This is a genomic window from Magnetospirillum molischianum DSM 120 (assembly GCF_000294655.1).
Lineage (GTDB): Bacteria > Pseudomonadota > Alphaproteobacteria > Rhodospirillales > Magnetospirillaceae > Phaeospirillum > Phaeospirillum molischianum.
This window is the reverse complement of the sequence record NZ_CAHP01000021.1, coordinates 140,995-156,198: the sequence shown is the minus strand read 5'-3', so window position 1 is coordinate 156,198 and position 15,204 is coordinate 140,995. Positions and strand designations below refer to the sequence as shown.

Below are 15,204 nucleotides of genomic sequence, written 5' to 3'. Positions count from 1 at the left end.
CCAGCATGAAGATCACCGTCGACGTGGAGTGCACCCCGGAAGAATTGCGCACCTTTCTCGGTCTGCCCGATGTCAAACCGATGCAGCAAGCGCTGATGACTCAGATTCAAGAGAAGATGGAATCGAGTCTGAATGCCGTTGACCCGGAAACGATGTTCAAGGTCTGGCTTCCGGCCGGGGTTCAGGGGATGGAGCAATTACAAAAACTGTTCTGGTCGCATTTTGCTACGTCCAGCGGCCGTCCCAAGGAGAGTTGACCCGTGACTTCGTCCGCCGATTCAGAGCTTTATTTCCGTCTTCATGTTTTTATCTGCACCAATCGTCGCCCGGCTGACTCCGCCCGTGCGGGCTGTGGCGGCCATGGCGCCGAAGCTGCCCGCGATCATCTGAAAAGCCGGGCCAAGGCGCTCGGTCTCAAGGACGTTCGGGTCAATAGCGCCGGCTGTCTGGGGCGTTGCGAATTGGGGCCGGTGCTGGTGGTCTATCCCGACGGTGTGTGGTACCGCTTCGAGACCATTGCCGACATCGACGAAATTCTCGACACCCATCTCGGTCGTGGTGGCCGGGTCGAGCGCTTGTTGCTCGGACCCGATGCCCGCCCCGTGCTGACGGCGTAACCCCACGATGGCCGATACGATTTATGCCCTGGCCAGTGGGGCGGGCCGAGCCGGAATCGCCGTGTGGCGTCTGTCGGGGGAGGGCAGTGGTTCTGCCCTCTCGTCTTTGACCGGATGCCCGCTTCCCCCGGCGCGTCGAGCGGTACGAGCGGTGCTCCGCGATCACGACGGCGAGCCAATCGACGATGGGCTGGTACTGTGGTTTCCTGCTCCAGCCAGTTTTACCGGCGAGGATGTCGTCGAGCTTCATCTCCATGGCGGCCGCGCCGTCGCTCAGGCATTAGGGCAAGCTTTGGCCCGGCTTGGCTTGCGTCCGGCCGAACCGGGCGAGTTCAGCCGTCGCGCTTTTGCTGGTGGCAAGATCGATCTGACCCATGCCGAGGCGATTGCCGATCTGGTTGCGGCTGAAACTTCGGCGCAGCGACGGCAGGCGTTGCGGCAGATGGATGGCAGCCTCGCCGCTTTGATCGAGGAATGGCGGCGACGGCTGGTATCGATTCTTGCCCGGCTGGAAGCGGCCATCGACTTTGCCGAGGAAGACCTTCCCTCCAGTCTGATCGATCTGACCCGTACCGAAGCGGCGGCATTGTCCGCCGATCTGGCGCGGCATCTGGCCGATAATCGCCGGGGAGAAATTCTTCGCGATGGGCTGCACATCACGTTGCTGGGGGCACCGAATGCCGGCAAGTCCAGCTTGCTGAACCGCCTGGCTGGACGTGAGGCGGCGATTGTTTCGGCTGAGGCCGGGACGACCCGAGACGTGATCGAAATTCATCTCGATCTGGCGGGCTGGCCGGTGATCCTGGCCGATACCGCCGGTCTGCGCGAGGCGGCCGGGCAAATCGAGGCGGAAGGGGTGCGCCGCGCCCTGGCTCGGGCCGAAGCGGCCGATCTGAAACTCGCGGTGTTCGACGCCGCTTTGGTCCCGAATCTGGACGAAGCGACCTGCGAAGTGATAGACGACGCCACCCTGGTGGTGTTGAACAAGCGGGATCTGTCCTCTTCGCTTTTACCCGAGACCGTCGCTGGTCGTCCGGTCGTTGCGGTATCGGCGAAGACCGGTGACGGTCTCGACGATCTTTTGTCATGGATTGGCGAAGAGGTTCAGCAGCGGTTCGCGGTTGGGCCGGCGCCAGTTCTGACCCGAGCGCGACATCGGGCGGCGGCCGAAGCGGCGGAGCGGGCTTTGTCAGGCTTCGATCCCTCTGGCGATCTTGGCCTTGCCGCTGAATCGTTGCGGGCGGCGGCAACTGCTTTGGGGCGGATTACCGGCCGGGTCGAGACCGACGAGGTGTTGGAGGCGATCTTCCGCGAGTTCTGCATCGGGAAGTAATTTTTCAGAAAGGTGTGTTTCACGTGAAACAGACGCTCGAACGAGGCCGGGTTGATGTCGTGGTCGTCGGTGCAGGTCATGCCGGATGCGAGGCCGCTGCCGCTGCCGCTCGGGTCGGAGCCGCGACCGTGCTGGTGACGCAGCGGCTCGCCACTATCGGCGAAATGTCCTGTAATCCGGCGATTGGTGGGCTGGCCAAAGGTCAGTTGGTGCGCGAAATCGATGCGCTCGATGGGGTGATGGGGCGGGTGATCGACCGTGCCGGCATCCAATTTCGCATGCTCAATCAGGCTAAGGGACCGGCTGTTCGTGGTCCACGTGCCCAGGCTGACCGCGCTCTGTATCGTCGGGCGATGCGAGATGTGCTGAACGAGGTCGAAGGGCTAACCCTGCTCGAAGGATCGGTCGAGGATCTGATCGTCGAAAAGGGGAGGGTGGTCGGCGTCACTTTGGCCGATGGACAGGATATCGCGTGCGGTGCGGTGGTGATTACCACCGGGACTTTTTTACGCGGAATGATTCATATCGGGACCAAGATCTGGCCTGCCGGTCGGGTCGGAGAATCTCCGGCGGTCGGTTTGGCTACGGCGCTGGACCGTCTGTCTCTGCCGCTGGGGCGGTTAAAGACCGGGACACCGGCGCGGCTGGATGGGCGGACGATCGATTGGGCCTCGCTGGAAATGCAGGCGGGCGACACGCCGCCTCGACCGTTTTCCTTCCTGACCGAAGCGATTACCACCCCGCAAATTTGCTGCGGCATCACGGCCACCACGCCCGAGACCCATGCGATTATCCGGGCCAACCTTGACCGCGCACCAATCTATTCGGGCCAGATCACCGGGACCGGGCCGCGTTATTGTCCCAGTATCGAGGACAAGGTGATCCGCTTTGCCGACCGTGAGCGGCATCAGATATTCCTTGAACCCGAGGGACTCGACGACCCGACCGTCTATCCCAACGGCATTTCGACCTCTCTGCCCGAAGACGTTCAGAAAGCAATGGTCGCCAGCATCCCCGGTCTGGAACGCTGTGTGATGCTGCGGCCTGGCTATGCCATCGAGTACGATTACGTTGATCCCCGTGCGTTGCATCGGTCCTTGGAAACTCGGGATGTGCCGGGTTTGTATCTTGCCGGTCAGATTAATGGCACCACCGGCTACGAAGAGGCTGGCGCGCAAGGGTTGATAGCAGGTGTTAATGCAGCACGTAAATGTAGCGGTCAGGAGCCGCTGATCCTTGACCGTGCCGATGCGTATATCGGGGTGATGATTGACGATCTGGTCAGTTTGGGCACCAGCGAACCCTATCGGATGTTTACCTCTCGCGCCGAATACCGCCTGCTGCTGCGGGCCGACAATGCCGACCAGCGTCTGACTCCCAAGGGGCTAGAGGCTGGCTGTGTCGGGTCGGTACGGGCACAGTCGTTTGCGACTCGCTTTGCCGCGTTGGAACAGGGGCGGGCGCTGCTGAAGGGGCTATCGGCTTCGCCGACTCTGCTGGCGAGAGCTGGTCTTGAGATCAATCAGGACGGAGTGATCCGTTCGGCCTGGGATCTCCTGGCCTATCCCACGCTTGATTTAGCCCGTCTGGCGGAGGTGTGGCCGGTCCTGGCCGACCTTGATCCAGCCTTGGCCGAGGTTCTGGAATCCGAAGGAACCTATGCCGGGTATGTCGAGCGGCAAGACGCCGATATCCGTGCCTATCGTCGGGAAGAGGCGATGGAGCTGCCTGCCGATCTTGACTATGATTCGATCGGCTCGCTTTCGACCGAGGTGCGGTTAAAGCTAAAGGCGGCGCGTCCGGCCAGTCTGGCGGCCGCGGCCCGGATTTCCGGGGTTACTCCGGCGGCGGTGACGGCGTTGCTCGGTCACGTCAAGCGCCAGTCCGGTGAGAGGAAAAGCGCATGAGCGATCCCCGGAAGAGACTAAGCACTCTCGGCGTTTCACGTGAAACAATGGCGCGGCTGGAAATCTATGCCACATTGTTGACCCGTTGGCAGGCCCGAATCAATCTGGTCGGACCTGACACGCTGCCCGATTTATGGACCCGCCATATCCTCGATTCGGCGCAACTCTGGCCGATGATTCCATCCGAGGCCCGTCGCCTTGCCGATCTGGGGAGTGGAGCCGGATTCCCCGGATTGGTTCTCGCCATCCTGGGGGCACCCGACGTTCATCTGGTCGAGAGCGATGCCCGCAAATGTGCGTTCCTGCGCGAGGCGGCTCGACTGACTGAAACCCCGGTCACGATTTTGAACCGCCGGATCGAACAAGTGGAACCGCTATCGGCGGATATCGTCACCGCTCGTGCCTTGGCTCCGCTGTCGCGTTTGCTGGATTGGGCGGCACCGCACCTCGCTTCTGGGGGGCAATGCCTGTTTCTCAAGGGGCGAGGAGCGGAAGACGAATTGACCGCGACTGCGAAAGAATGGAAGATCGGCCACCGCCGGATTCCGTCGCTGACCGATTCGGAGGGGGTTGTCCTTCAGCTTCGAGAGGTATGTCGTGGCTCAGCCCAGCACTAGCAGCGCCGTCCCACCGGCGGCGCGGGTTCTCGCCATCGCCAACCAGAAGGGCGGAGTGGGCAAGACCACCACCGCCATCAATCTGGCAACGGCCTTAGCGGCAACGCGGCGCAATGTCATGGTGATCGATCTCGATCCCCAGGGGAATGCCAGCACCGGTCTCGGGATCGACCGGGCGGCGCGCACGACCAACATTTATCATGTCCTGATGGGCGAGGCCGCGTTGAAAGAAGCGGCGATTGTCACCGATATTCCCGGCCTTACCGTGGTGCCATCGGGAGTCGATCTGTCGGGGGCCGAGATTGAGCTGATCGATTTCGATCGCCGCGAACACCGGCTGCGCGAAGCTCTGGCTGGTTCGCTTGAAGCGTTCGATTACGTTCTGATCGATTGCCCGCCCTCACTGAACCTGCTGACGCTGAACGCCCTGGTCGGTGCCGACGCGGTCCTGGTGCCGTTGCAGTGCGAGTTTTTCGCGCTGGAAGGAATCACCCATCTGGTTAAGACAATCGAGCGGGTGCGCCAGGCGTTCAATCCCGATCTGGTGCTGCAAGGCATCATCTTGACGATGTTCGATAAGCGCAACAATCTGTCCGAGCAGGTTGCCACCGATGTTCGCGATTTTTTTGGCGACAAAGTCTACAACACCGTGATCCCGCGCAATGTCCGGGTGTCTGAAGCACCGAGCCATGGAAAGCCGGTTCTGCTGTATGATGTGAAGTGCAGCGGCTCGGAGGCTTATCTTCATCTGGCCTCGGAACTGTTGAAACGCGAGCGGGATTTGAGGACGTAAGAATCGTGGCCGAGGAAAGAAAAAAGGGTCTGGGACGCGGACTGTCTGCTCTTCTGGGAGACAATGCCGCTACTGCCGTCGCTGCGGTCAGCACTGCCGTTGCCTCTGGGATGGAAGCCGCCCCGGCGTCGATTGGCTTGCGTTCGATTCCTGTCGAGTGGTTGCAGCCGGGGCGGTTCCAGCCCCGTCGTCATTTTGACGAAGATCATATTGCCGATCTGGTCGAATCGATCCGGGACAAGGGAATTCTTCAGCCGCTGCTGGTGCGGCCGTTGCCGGATCATCCGGGCCGGTTCGAGATTATCGCGGGCGAACGACGGTGGCGTGCCGCTCAACGGGCGCGCTTGCATGAGGTTCCGGCGATTGTCAGCGAGTTATCCGACCGCGAGGCGCTGGAAGTCGCCTTGGTCGAAAACCTGCAACGTCAGGATTTGTCGGCGTTGGAAGAGGCCGATGGCTATCGCCGCCTGATGGAGGAATTTTCCCATACTCAGGAAGAGCTGGCCAAAGCGGTCGGCAAAAGCCGTTCACATGTCGCCAATATGCTTCGACTGCTTGCTTTGCCCGAGCCGGTGCGGATTCTGCTGGAGAAGGGCGAACTGACAGCGGGCCATGCGCGCGCGCTGTTGACTGCCGACGATCCGGTTGGATTGGCTCACGAGGTGGTCAGCAAGGGGCTGAATGTTCGTCAGACCGAAAAGTTGGTGGCGAGTCAGGGGAAGCCGAAATCGTCTGCGAAGGAGCGTCCGACTGAGGACGGCAAGGACGCCGATATCGTCGCGCTGGAACGTGATCTGACCGAGATGTTGGGCTGCCGCGTCGCGATGAAGCCGTTGGGCAAGGGGGGCGAGTTGACAATCGCCTATGGCTCGCTTGAGCAGTTGGACGATCTGTTGTCGCGTTTGGCTCATCGTCCTGAAAAAAAGCATCGATCCGATATCGAGTCCGAATCGTTCTTGGGTTAAGAGCCGCCGGGAGACTGTTCACAGCGGGGCGCTCTTTGTAAAATGACTGTCCGACCGATAAGGGGCATGTCCGATGAGGCCGAGCGAAGACGAAGTGCCGCTTGACGTATTACTGGCGAACGTGCCTGACGAGGTGATGAAATCTTTTACCTCTGAGCAGAGGGCGGCGTTGTGGAATGCGGCAAAGCCGATCAGTTGGCGCCACTATCCGATCAACATCCGCCTTTCCTTTTCCTTTTTTGGTCGCCGCCATTTTATTACCATCGTCGGCGGTAACGAACGCCGTTCTCCTGAGCGGATCCACCGCGAGCAGTCGCGCCACCCGATCCGAACGGCGGGCAATTTGCTGTTCATGCTGGGAGTTGGTGGTACGTTTTATCTGTTTGCCGTGCTTGGTATCTTTCTTTTCTCCAACCTGATCGAGTTTTGAGATTTCCATGACGTCTTGTCCCTGCGGCTCCGAGCGGAGCTATGACACCTGCTGTGAACCCTTCATCACCGGCGCGGCGTTGCCTCCGACCGCTGAAGCCTTGATGCGTTCGCGCTATAGCGCTTTTACGGTTCACGCGATCGATTATCTGGAAAAGACCCTGGCACCTGACCGGAAAAATCCGTTCAATCGCGCCGATACCGAAAAATGGGCTCGCGATTCCGAATGGCAGGGCCTTGATATTCTTGGTGTCGAAGCTGGCGGTCCGGAGGATCAAGAGGGCAGGGTGGCGTTCCGTGCCCGCTTCCATTACGACGGCAAGGATGAGGTTCATCTGGAATTGTCGCGTTTTCGTCGGATCGACGGCCGCTGGCTGTATGTCGATGGCGACGTCGGCAAGGTGATGCCTGTGACTCGCCACAACGATCTGCCCGGCCGGAATGATCCCTGTTCCTGCGGTTCTGGGAAGAAGTTCAAGAAGTGCTGCGGCGCCTGATGGCGGTTTCGGTTGGGTCCAAAGCCGTCCTGGGGCGGTCTTTGGCGTTTCAGACAGGCAGGTGGACCCCCGTTTCATGACCCGAACCCTTGATGTCTCTCTCCGTCCTCAAGCCGAGGCTCCCCGTCCTCTGATCGCTGTCGATCGGGCTATCGCCGAGTTGAGGCGAGGCCAGATCGTTATCATTGTCGATCAGGGGCGGGCAGTCGCATTGCTGGCCGCCGAAGCGGTCGCCGAGGAAAGCCTTGCCCGGTTGGCTGCGCTGTCGGCGACGCCTCCGGTCGTTCTGCTGACGGCGCGTCGTCTGGCCGCGTTGGGGCTGGCGGGACTAGAATCGGGGGTGGCCCGCCTTTTTTCTCCATCAAATTTCGATGCCGAAACGATTTCGATTTTGGCCAATCCCTGTGCAGAGATCGAACCGGGAACTCCACCCGCCGACTTTACTGTCGAAACCGGCGGGATACAGGAGGAATCGTGCATCGCTTTGGCGAAGCTTGCTCGTCTTCTGCCCGCAGCCGTTATCGTTCCGCTCTCTGAGTCGGTGCCGGATAACGCCGTCATCGTCGAGTCCGAAGATATCTTGCAGCACCAGATCGCCGTCGCCCGCTCGCTCAGTCCGGTGGCTGAGGCGCGGGTACCGCTGGATCAGGCAGAAAATGTTCGCATTATCGCGTTTCGTCCCTCCGATGGCGGAATCGAGCATCTTGCCATCGTGATCGGCGATCCTGATCCCGATCAGGCGGTGTTGTGCCGGTTGCACTCCGAATGCTTTACCGGAGACCTGCTCGGCTCGCTACGCTGCGATTGCGGGGATCAATTACGCGGTGCAATCGGTGAAATCGCTGCGGCGGGAAGCGGCGTCCTGCTTTATCTCGCCCAGGAGGGGCGGGGGATCGGGTTGGTTAACAAACTCCGCGCCTATCAGCTTCAGGATGCCGGTTTCGACACGCTCGACGCCAATCTTCAGCTTGGGTTCGATGATGACGAACGGATCTATCTGCCGGCCGCGCAGATGCTGGACCGGCTCGGCATCCATCGGGTGCGGCTGATGACCAATAATCCGGCCAAGGTCGCGGCCCTGGCCCGGCACGGGATCGATGTCGCCGAGCGCGTCCCTCATATTTTCCCGTCCAACGATCATAATCAGGGCTACCTGCTGACCAAGGCAACTCGCAGCGGTCATTTGTTTTAGGCGGCATTTCCGGGGGGCTTTGCCCCCGCGTTTCCGTATTCGATTCAGGGCAAGGGGCCACATGGCTCCTTGCTGGTGTGGGTTACGCCCGCGAAACGCCGCAAAGTCCGATCTTGCAACGGTTCTGGCCGACCGCTAGGCTGACTCCACCGAAATCCGTGTGTTTTTTCGAGGTATCACAGTGCTTGAGGGCCGGCGGATTCTGCTGATCGTCTCGGGTGGCATTGCCGCCTATAAATCTCTCGACCTGATTCGTCGCCTGAAAGAACGCGGCGCTCAGGTTCGATGCGTTCTGACACGGGGGGCGGAGAATTTCGTTACGCCCCTGTCGGTGGCGGCACTGTCCGGCGAACCGATCCGTAGCGATATGTTTTCGGCGGCGGATGAGGGCGAGATGGACCATATCCGCCTGACGCGGGAGTCCGATCTGGTGGTGGTGGCTCCGGCCACAGCTCATCTTCTGGCGCGGATGGCTGGCGGTTTGGCGGACGATCTTGCCACCACCCTGTTGCTGGCGACCTCGGTTCCGGTGCTGGTTGCGCCGTCGATGAATACCAGGATGTGGGAGCATCCCGCCACCCAGGCCAATATTGCGACGCTTGAGGCGCGCGGGCTCCAGCGGATTGGCCCGGAGGCGGGCAATCTGGCCTGTGGTGAAACCGGCAGCGGCCGGATGGCCGAGCCCGCCGAGATTCTGGCGCGGATCGAGCTGCTTTTGAGCGAAGGGCCTCTGGCCGGACGCCACGCTATCGTCACCTCCGGCCCGACCATCGAACAGATCGACCCGGTTCGCTATATCGCGAACCGCTCGTCCGGGCGTCAGGGGCACGCGATTGCCGCCGCTTTAGCCGAGCTCGGAGCCAAGGTGACTTTGATCAGTGGCCCTGTTGCGTTGGCCGATCCGTCCGGTTGCACCGTGGTTCGGGTCGAAAGCGCGATGCAGATGTTGAATGCGGCGCGTTCCGCGCTGCCCGCCGATATCGCGGTATGTGCCGCGGCCGTTGCCGATTGGTCGGTGGTCAATCGCAGCACGGAAAAGCGCAAGAAAAAGGTTGGTGAAGCCCCGCCGGTCATCGAGCTGGGGCCGAATCCTGATATTCTCGCAACATTGTCACGGGCCGAGGCGGCGCGTCCGCGTCTGGTGGTTGGCTTTGCTGCTGAAACCCAGTCGTTGATCGAGAATGCTCAGGACAAGCGACTGCGCAAGGGCTGCGACTGGATCGTCGCTAACGACGTGTCCGAGGGAAGCGAATCTTTCGGTGGCGAGTCCAATACGGTTCATCTGATCGATTCTGTCGGAGTCGAGGACTGGCCCCGGATGAGCAAGGCTGAGGTCGCCCGCCGACTGGCCCGCCGCATTGCCGCGACGTTCGAGACCTAGCCCCTTCAGGAGTTTCTTAAATGCCCGCTTCCGTCCTCGCCCCCCGGATCGAGGTGAAGGTTCTAGACTCGCGCCTTCACGAATGGGGTTTGCCCTGTTATCAGACCGAAATGGCGGCCGCATTGGACCTACACGCTTGCGTGGAGAATTCAATAATTCTACACCCCCAAGCGCCAGCTCAGTTGATCCCCTCTGGAATTGCAGTGTATATTGGTTGCGAACATATCGCGGCTTTGTTGATGCCGCGGTCGGGAATGGGCCACAAAAAGGGGCTGGTTCTGGGCAATACAGTCGGGCTGATCGATGCGGACTATACAGCTCAGGTGATGATAAGCGCCTGGAACCGTAATCCGATCGGGTCCGAACCTATTGTCATCACTCCGGGGGAGCGGATCGCACAATTGATGTTCGTTCCGGTGGTCCGCCCTGTTCTTGATGTCGTCGATACCTTTTCAGCCACGACCGCACGAGGCGAAGGGGGTTTCGGCTCTACCGGAACGGGAAGGGAGCCATAGGGCGATGCTGAGGCCGTCCAAGAAAATGCTGTTCGCGATCGAGGCTGTCCTCGATATCGCCTATCATGCCGGTGGTGAGCCGGTGCAGAGCCGTGAAATCACCCGCCGCCAAGGCATTCCCCGCCGTTATCTCGAACAGACCCTCCAGCAATTGGTGCGGGCGGGAATTCTGGTCGGCGTGCGTGGCCCTCGCGGCGGCTATCGGTTGGCCCGTGAGCGGCGGCGAATCTCGGTCGGCGAAATTGTCCGGGTCGTCCGCGCCCTGGAAACCGTCGAGGATACGGCGGAAGATAGCGGCGCATCGGCGCTGGGGCGTCAGGTGATCCGCCCGATGTGGGGCGATCTGGGCGAAGAAATCATGTCGCGCCTGGATGGGATCAGCATCGACGAATTGTGTATGCGAGCTTATCGCGACGGCGTGCCCAGCGAGGCAACCCAAAAGCTCGATTTCACCATTTGACCTAGCCGCGATTGAAACGATGACGCAACGAAGTCTTCGTTTTATAGCAACAGATCGACGCGGGGGCCTTTGTCGCCGCTTTCCTCGACCTCTCCCCGGCAGGTGAACAGACGTTCTGGAGCGATGCCCGCTTGTTCGCTGAGATAGTTCTTGGCAACGGCGGCTCGGCGGTTAGCCAGGGCGGTCAGAGCATCGCGGTCGGCCGGTTCCAGTCCCGAGGCCGCTGGCTCGGTTCCGATCAGGCGTTCCAGACGACTTAACAACGGCCGTTCTTCGGTGCGGCGCTGCAATGCTAGCGCCTGTCCTTCGGTTGAGATTGCCTTTCCGCATAGGGTCAGGCGGAGGCTGTCGCGACTGCGCATCAGTGTTGCGACCTGATCCAGCGTTTCTCGCTGCTCGTCGGTTAGGGTAACGCTGCCAGCGGCAAAGCCGAGTGGAGCCAAGGCGAGATGATTGCCTTCTCCCAGATCGGTAACCAGAGAGATAAGCGTGGTGAAAGGGAACGCGACCTTCAACGTCGTCATTACCGTCGAGGATACCGCTCCGGCGACGGCCTGAGCGACGGCATCGCTGACATCGAAATCAGGCGAATCAAGCCGTCCGCGCACAGGAATCGACAGGCGAATGCGCTCGTCGCCGCCGCGCAGCAGATCCAGCATGGTTTCGACCGGCATTCCAGTTTTACGCGCCAGTGGCGCGTTAGGATCGGGGGCGGCGATAAACAGGTTGGAAAGGGTCAACTCGATCTGACCGTCCAGTGCGCCGTTATTGGCCTCACCGCGTACGGTACCGTCAAAATGGCCGGTGCGGAGATGAACTCCCAGCGCTTCGGCCAGATAGGGCGATAAGGGAGGCAGTTCCAGGGCGGTAATTCGGGCGTCGATCGTGCCGCCGGGCGAGTCGGTGAACGGTCTCAGCATGCCGGATGCGGCTACTTTCGAATCGCCGATCATCGCCGAGAGATCGAACGGGCTGTCGCGGTCGGGATGAGCGTTATCAAGCCGCGAGACCGAGAGATCGACCGAACGCGCCACCAGCCGAACCGGTTCGTTGAGGCTGCGATCCTCGAACAGTAGTTTGCTGCCGTTGCCGATCGTCAGGCGGTCGAGGGAGATGCCCAGCGGATGCGATGTCGAAGCCGTGTGCGTCTTGCCCGAGGAGGGGAAGGAAAAGCCGAGCAGGCCGATTTCGGTTCGGGTCAGTCGCAAGGTAAGACCGGCAATATCGGCTCCAGCCGCCGATACGGCGTTGGCACCATCATAGGCCGGGCGATCAAGCCGCAGCGAGCGGGCTTCGACCCGCCAGGGATAACCGGCGGGGCCGCCCCGGCGCAATGCTGTTACCCCATCGATACCCAGACGGGTTGCTCCGATACCGCCTTTTCCGGTGATGGTCAGACCAGCGGCGTCAAGCTTGTCAACCGCGCCCCACTCGCGCGCGCCTCGGGTGGCCGAGGCGGCGATTTTCTCGGCGTTCAGCTTAACCTGGGCGCTGATCGGCCATGCGGCTTGGGCCGAAGTGGATTCAATTTTTCCTTCGCTACTGGCCTTGGCGATGGTGAGCGCATAGTCGCTGTCGGTGAGCCGCCCGGAATCCAGCTCCAACCGTCCTTCGGCGCGGGCCGAGCTGATTCCGTTGGCTTCGGCCTGTCCGGTCCAACGCAGGGCGGCGGCGGCGATCTCGGGACTGATTCCGGTCAGGGCCAGGGACGTGACCCCAAGGTTGCCCTGCCACGTCAGGCGTGCGCCGTCCAACCGTGCCGGGGAGGCATCAAGGCGTAGCGTGGCGGCGGTGATGTCAGGACCGCCTCCTTTGATCGCCAGGGTGTCGGCGGAAAGGCTGCCCTGCCATGCCACTTTGCGGCCTTCCCATCGCGCGGAAGCGGCATCTAGACGCAGGGTGGCGGCCGACACGCTTATCGGCTTGGCGGTAACGGTCAGTCCGGCGGCGGTCAATTCGGCGGAGAGGTCGAGACTCTTTCCGTCCCATGCCGCCTGTTTCAGATCAAGGGTCAGGCGCTCGCCCGCAAGAGTAACCGGCTCGGCCAGACGCGCGGCCCTGATCTCGGCCTGACCCGATCCGGTCAGTTTCGGCCCGGCGGCGGTCAGCCGTCCCTCGGCCGAAACGGCAGCGTCGAATCCACCCTTAAGACCTTTGAGTCCGATCTCGGCCAGAGCCTCCTGGAACAGGACGGGATCGAGATCTTTGGTGGTCAGCGACAGCGTAAAGGTAGGCTCGGACGCAAAAGGAAGGACGGTACCGTTCAAGGTTATCGGGGCGCCGTTCAACGTGCCATCCAGAGTGAAGGCAACCGGCAGGTCGGGAATCTGGCTGTGCAGATTTGTAACGATCAGATGCCGGATGGCGATGTCGGCTTTCAAAGCGCCGCTGACCAACTGAAGTCGGCTGTCGGTCAGTTCCAGTTCGGCAAGATCGATTCCCCACGATGTCTTGGCCGGAGCGGCTTCTGTCGGGTGCTCCTGGGAGGGGGGCTGTTCGCCCGATAAAGCCAGGGGCAGACCGTTGAGGACGAAGACATCACTGCCGCTTTCGCGACGCAGATCGATGGTGACACCAGTTAGCGACAGGTGATCGATCGCCAATCGTTTGTTGAACAACGGCTTCCATCGGAAGCGCAGAGCGAGGTCGCCGACCCCCAGCGCGGAACTGCCGAGTGGAGCACGAGCAACAACTTCGCGCACCATCAGGTGGCCGTCGAACAATGACAGGGCGCTGTCGGCGATGCTGACATCGACCATACCGAAATCGCGTAGGGTGCGGATCAATCCCCAGCGCAAGCCAGCATCGGGCAGAACAAGCCAGCCCGCACCCAATCCGCCCAATACGATGGCGGTGGCCAACGCCCATTTTCCCCGCCGTCCCAGTCTGACGCTTCGCCAGCCTGTCGCCACGTCGCCTCCGCTCGTATTCAATCGTTACAATATGATCGTGTAGCGGCAGAAAAAGGCAAGCCCGGATCGCGGCAGGCGCGATCCGGGCTTGTCCGGAAACGACGAAACAGGACGGATTATTCCCCGGTCATGATCCGATCCACCAACTGGCGGACGGTGGGGATGAATCCATTCGCGTAATAGGGGTCTTGGCCAAAGCGATAGGCATTGTGTCCGGCGAACATCAGTTCATGCTCGACATCGCCGCCATGGCCAATGTTCTGAAGCGTCTTCTGGATGCAAAAGCTGCGCGGATCGGCCTTTTTGCCGGTGGTCCCGGATTCGCCCTGAGCCCAGTTCGAGAACTGGCACTGTGACAGACATCCCATGCACTCGACCTGATCGCGACGAATCGCCTCGGCGCGTTCTGAGCGGACGAACACCAGGGTCGAGGACGGGGTTCGCAGACCTTCGGAAAAGCCCTGGGCAACCCAGCCCTCGGCCCGTTCCTTGTCATGCGGGGTGACCCACACGATCCGGCCCCGTGCTCCGATCGGCAGTTCGGCGATGTGATCGCCGACGCATTCGGGGGAATAGGGAATCTGATGGTCCAGCCGCTCGCACAACTCGCCGATAAAAGCATTCTTGACCGCCGAGGAATAGAACCCGGTCGGGCTGAAATGGTGCAACAGCACGTCGCCGGGTTTCAGCGTCAGCAGGCGCTTTTTCCAGGCGTCGGAGATCGGGCTTTCCTGGGTCAGCAGCGGGCGGGTGCCGTATTGAAAGGCAACCGGGCCAAGTTCAGGATTGCCGATAAAATCTTCCCACTCCTTTAGCCACCATACTCCACCGGCCATGAAGATCGGCACGTTGGCCAAACCGCATTCGGTCATTACCTGACGCAGTTCGCGGACACGGCCATAAGGCGGTTCGGGGGTCTGAGGGTCTTCGCTGTTGGACAGGCCGTTATGGCCGCCAGCCAGCCACGGATCCTCATAGACCACGCCTCCCAAAAAGTCGGGGAATTTGTGGTACGAGCGTTTCCACAAGGCACGGAAGGCACGGGCCGACGAGATGATCGGATAGTAATAGACGGTGTTGCGTGCCGCGATCTCGGCAACACGATAAGGCATCCCGGCACCGCAGGTGACGCCATGGATCAGGCCCTTGGCCCCTTCCAACACGCCTTCAAGGATCGGCTCGGCTCCGCCCATCTCCCACAGCACGTTCATGTGCAGGCGACCTTTGCCGCCAGAAACGTCGTGAGCAATCTGCGCCTGGGAAATGCCGCCTTTGATACCGAACGCGATCAGTTCCTGATGACGCTCGGCACGGGTCTTGCCCTGATAGCGCATGACGACAGGATTGCCATCCTCGTCGTAATGATCGGCATTGACGCCGGAAAAGGTCCCGACTCCTCCGGCGGCCGCCCAGGCTCCCGAGCTTTCGCCTGTGGAGATATTGACCCCCTTGCCGCCCTCCACGACGGGAAGGACCTCGCGACCGGAAATAATAATGGGATCGAGGGGTTTCAAGGCGACGATCACTCCTTGGCAGGCCATGGCCGCCGTCGCGGCCGGACGAGGGGGGACGACATATATAGAGCC

Annotated in this window: 15 protein-coding genes; 13 read left to right on the top strand and 2 right to left on the bottom strand. The window is 61.2% G+C overall.

Annotated elements, in window-relative coordinates; translation table 11 throughout:
- The first annotated feature begins 5 nt into the window (after positions 1 to 5).
- From PHAMO_RS09790 to PHAMO_RS09730, 13 genes are all read left to right on the top strand, one after another.
- Positions 6 to 257 carry a DUF6489 family protein gene (locus PHAMO_RS09790; protein ID WP_002728890.1) on the top strand — a complete coding sequence of 84 codons (252 nt, stop codon included), beginning with the start codon at positions 6 to 8 and terminating at the stop codon, positions 255 to 257.
- A 3-nt stretch (positions 258 to 260) separates the two neighbouring features.
- Entirely contained in the window at positions 261 to 617 is a 357-nt protein-coding gene (locus PHAMO_RS09785) for a (2Fe-2S) ferredoxin domain-containing protein (RefSeq protein ID WP_002728888.1), read from the top strand.
- A 7-nt stretch (positions 618 to 624) separates the two neighbouring features.
- Positions 625 to 1,950, top strand: coding sequence for a tRNA uridine-5-carboxymethylaminomethyl(34) synthesis GTPase MnmE (gene mnmE / locus PHAMO_RS09780; protein ID WP_002728886.1), 1,326 nt, complete (start codon positions 625 to 627; stop codon positions 1,948 to 1,950).
- Between the two features lie 23 nt (positions 1,951 to 1,973).
- Positions 1,974 to 3,857 (top strand): tRNA uridine-5-carboxymethylaminomethyl(34) synthesis enzyme MnmG, encoded by a 1,884-nt coding sequence (mnmG, locus tag PHAMO_RS09775; RefSeq protein ID WP_002728884.1) that lies wholly within the window; start codon positions 1,974 to 1,976, stop codon positions 3,855 to 3,857.
- A complete protein-coding gene (gene rsmG / locus PHAMO_RS09770) occupies positions 3,854 to 4,474 on the top strand; it encodes a 16S rRNA (guanine(527)-N(7))-methyltransferase RsmG (RefSeq protein WP_002728882.1) in 621 nt (206 codons plus the stop codon). Before mnmG ends, rsmG begins: the two co-directional genes overlap by 4 nt.
- Complete coding sequence (locus PHAMO_RS09765) at positions 4,455 to 5,267, top strand: ParA family protein (RefSeq protein ID WP_040566625.1); 813 nt, start codon at positions 4,455 to 4,457, stop codon at positions 5,265 to 5,267. The genes rsmG and PHAMO_RS09765 overlap by 20 nt, the downstream gene beginning before the upstream one ends.
- Before the next feature lie 5 nt (positions 5,268 to 5,272).
- Positions 5,273 to 6,232 (top strand): ParB/RepB/Spo0J family partition protein, encoded by a 960-nt coding sequence (locus PHAMO_RS09760; RefSeq protein WP_002728878.1) that lies wholly within the window; start codon positions 5,273 to 5,275, stop codon positions 6,230 to 6,232.
- Positions 6,233 to 6,305: 73 nt separating this feature from the next.
- Entirely contained in the window at positions 6,306 to 6,662 is a 357-nt protein-coding gene (locus PHAMO_RS09755; RefSeq protein ID WP_002728876.1) for a hypothetical protein, read from the top strand.
- 7 nt (positions 6,663 to 6,669) lie between these two features.
- Positions 6,670 to 7,158: a YchJ family protein gene (locus tag PHAMO_RS09750; RefSeq protein WP_002728874.1), complete on the top strand. Its 489-nt coding sequence runs from the start codon at positions 6,670 to 6,672 to the stop codon at positions 7,156 to 7,158.
- A gap of 76 nt (positions 7,159 to 7,234) precedes the next feature.
- On the top strand, positions 7,235 to 8,350 hold the full coding sequence (gene ribA / locus PHAMO_RS09745; RefSeq protein ID WP_002728873.1) for a GTP cyclohydrolase II: 1,116 nt from the start codon (positions 7,235 to 7,237) through the stop codon (positions 8,348 to 8,350).
- A gap of 181 nt (positions 8,351 to 8,531) precedes the next feature.
- The gene (coaBC, locus tag PHAMO_RS09740) at positions 8,532 to 9,731 is read left to right on the top strand and encodes a bifunctional phosphopantothenoylcysteine decarboxylase/phosphopantothenate--cysteine ligase CoaBC (RefSeq protein ID WP_002728872.1); all 1,200 of its coding nucleotides are present in this window, start codon (positions 8,532 to 8,534) and stop codon (positions 9,729 to 9,731) included.
- A gap of 20 nt (positions 9,732 to 9,751) precedes the next feature.
- Complete coding sequence (gene dut / locus PHAMO_RS09735; protein WP_002728871.1) at positions 9,752 to 10,246, top strand: dUTP diphosphatase; 495 nt, start codon at positions 9,752 to 9,754, stop codon at positions 10,244 to 10,246.
- Between the two features lie 4 nt (positions 10,247 to 10,250).
- On the top strand, positions 10,251 to 10,706 hold the full coding sequence (locus PHAMO_RS09730; RefSeq protein WP_002728870.1) for an RrF2 family transcriptional regulator: 456 nt from the start codon (positions 10,251 to 10,253) through the stop codon (positions 10,704 to 10,706).
- A 41-nt stretch (positions 10,707 to 10,747) separates the two neighbouring features.
- Here PHAMO_RS09730 and PHAMO_RS09725 read toward each other — a convergent pair whose 3' ends face one another.
- A complete protein-coding gene (locus PHAMO_RS09725; RefSeq protein ID WP_002728868.1) occupies positions 10,748 to 13,618 on the bottom strand; it encodes a DUF748 domain-containing protein in 2,871 nt (956 codons plus the stop codon).
- A gap of 116 nt (positions 13,619 to 13,734) precedes the next feature.
- The gene (locus PHAMO_RS09720; protein ID WP_002728866.1) at positions 13,735 to 15,159 is read right to left on the bottom strand and encodes an NAD(P)H-dependent flavin oxidoreductase; all 1,425 of its coding nucleotides are present in this window, start codon (positions 15,157 to 15,159) and stop codon (positions 13,735 to 13,737) included.
- Between the last annotated feature and the right edge of the window lie 45 nt (positions 15,160 to 15,204).

What these genes read in the sequence shown, in the direction of transcription:
- PHAMO_RS09720 (WP_002728866.1), bottom strand. Translation starts at nt 15,159, where the DNA reads ATGGCCTGCCAAGGAGTGATCGTCGCCTTGAAACCCCTCGATCCCATT.
- PHAMO_RS09750 (WP_002728874.1), top strand. Translation starts at nt 6,670, where the DNA reads ATGACGTCTTGTCCCTGCGGCTCCGAGCGGAGCTATGACACCTGCTGT.
- rsmG (WP_002728882.1), top strand. Translation starts at nt 3,854, where the DNA reads ATGAGCGATCCCCGGAAGAGACTAAGCACTCTCGGCGTTTCACGTGAA.
- PHAMO_RS09790 (WP_002728890.1), top strand. Translation starts at nt 6, where the DNA reads ATGAAGATCACCGTCGACGTGGAGTGCACCCCGGAAGAATTGCGCACC.
- PHAMO_RS09730 (WP_002728870.1), top strand. Translation starts at nt 10,251, where the DNA reads ATGCTGAGGCCGTCCAAGAAAATGCTGTTCGCGATCGAGGCTGTCCTC.
- mnmE (WP_002728886.1), top strand. Translation starts at nt 625, where the DNA reads ATGGCCGATACGATTTATGCCCTGGCCAGTGGGGCGGGCCGAGCCGGA.
- ribA (WP_002728873.1), top strand. Translation starts at nt 7,235, where the DNA reads ATGACCCGAACCCTTGATGTCTCTCTCCGTCCTCAAGCCGAGGCTCCC.
- PHAMO_RS09755 (WP_002728876.1), top strand. Translation starts at nt 6,306, where the DNA reads ATGAGGCCGAGCGAAGACGAAGTGCCGCTTGACGTATTACTGGCGAAC.
- dut (WP_002728871.1), top strand. Translation starts at nt 9,752, where the DNA reads ATGCCCGCTTCCGTCCTCGCCCCCCGGATCGAGGTGAAGGTTCTAGAC.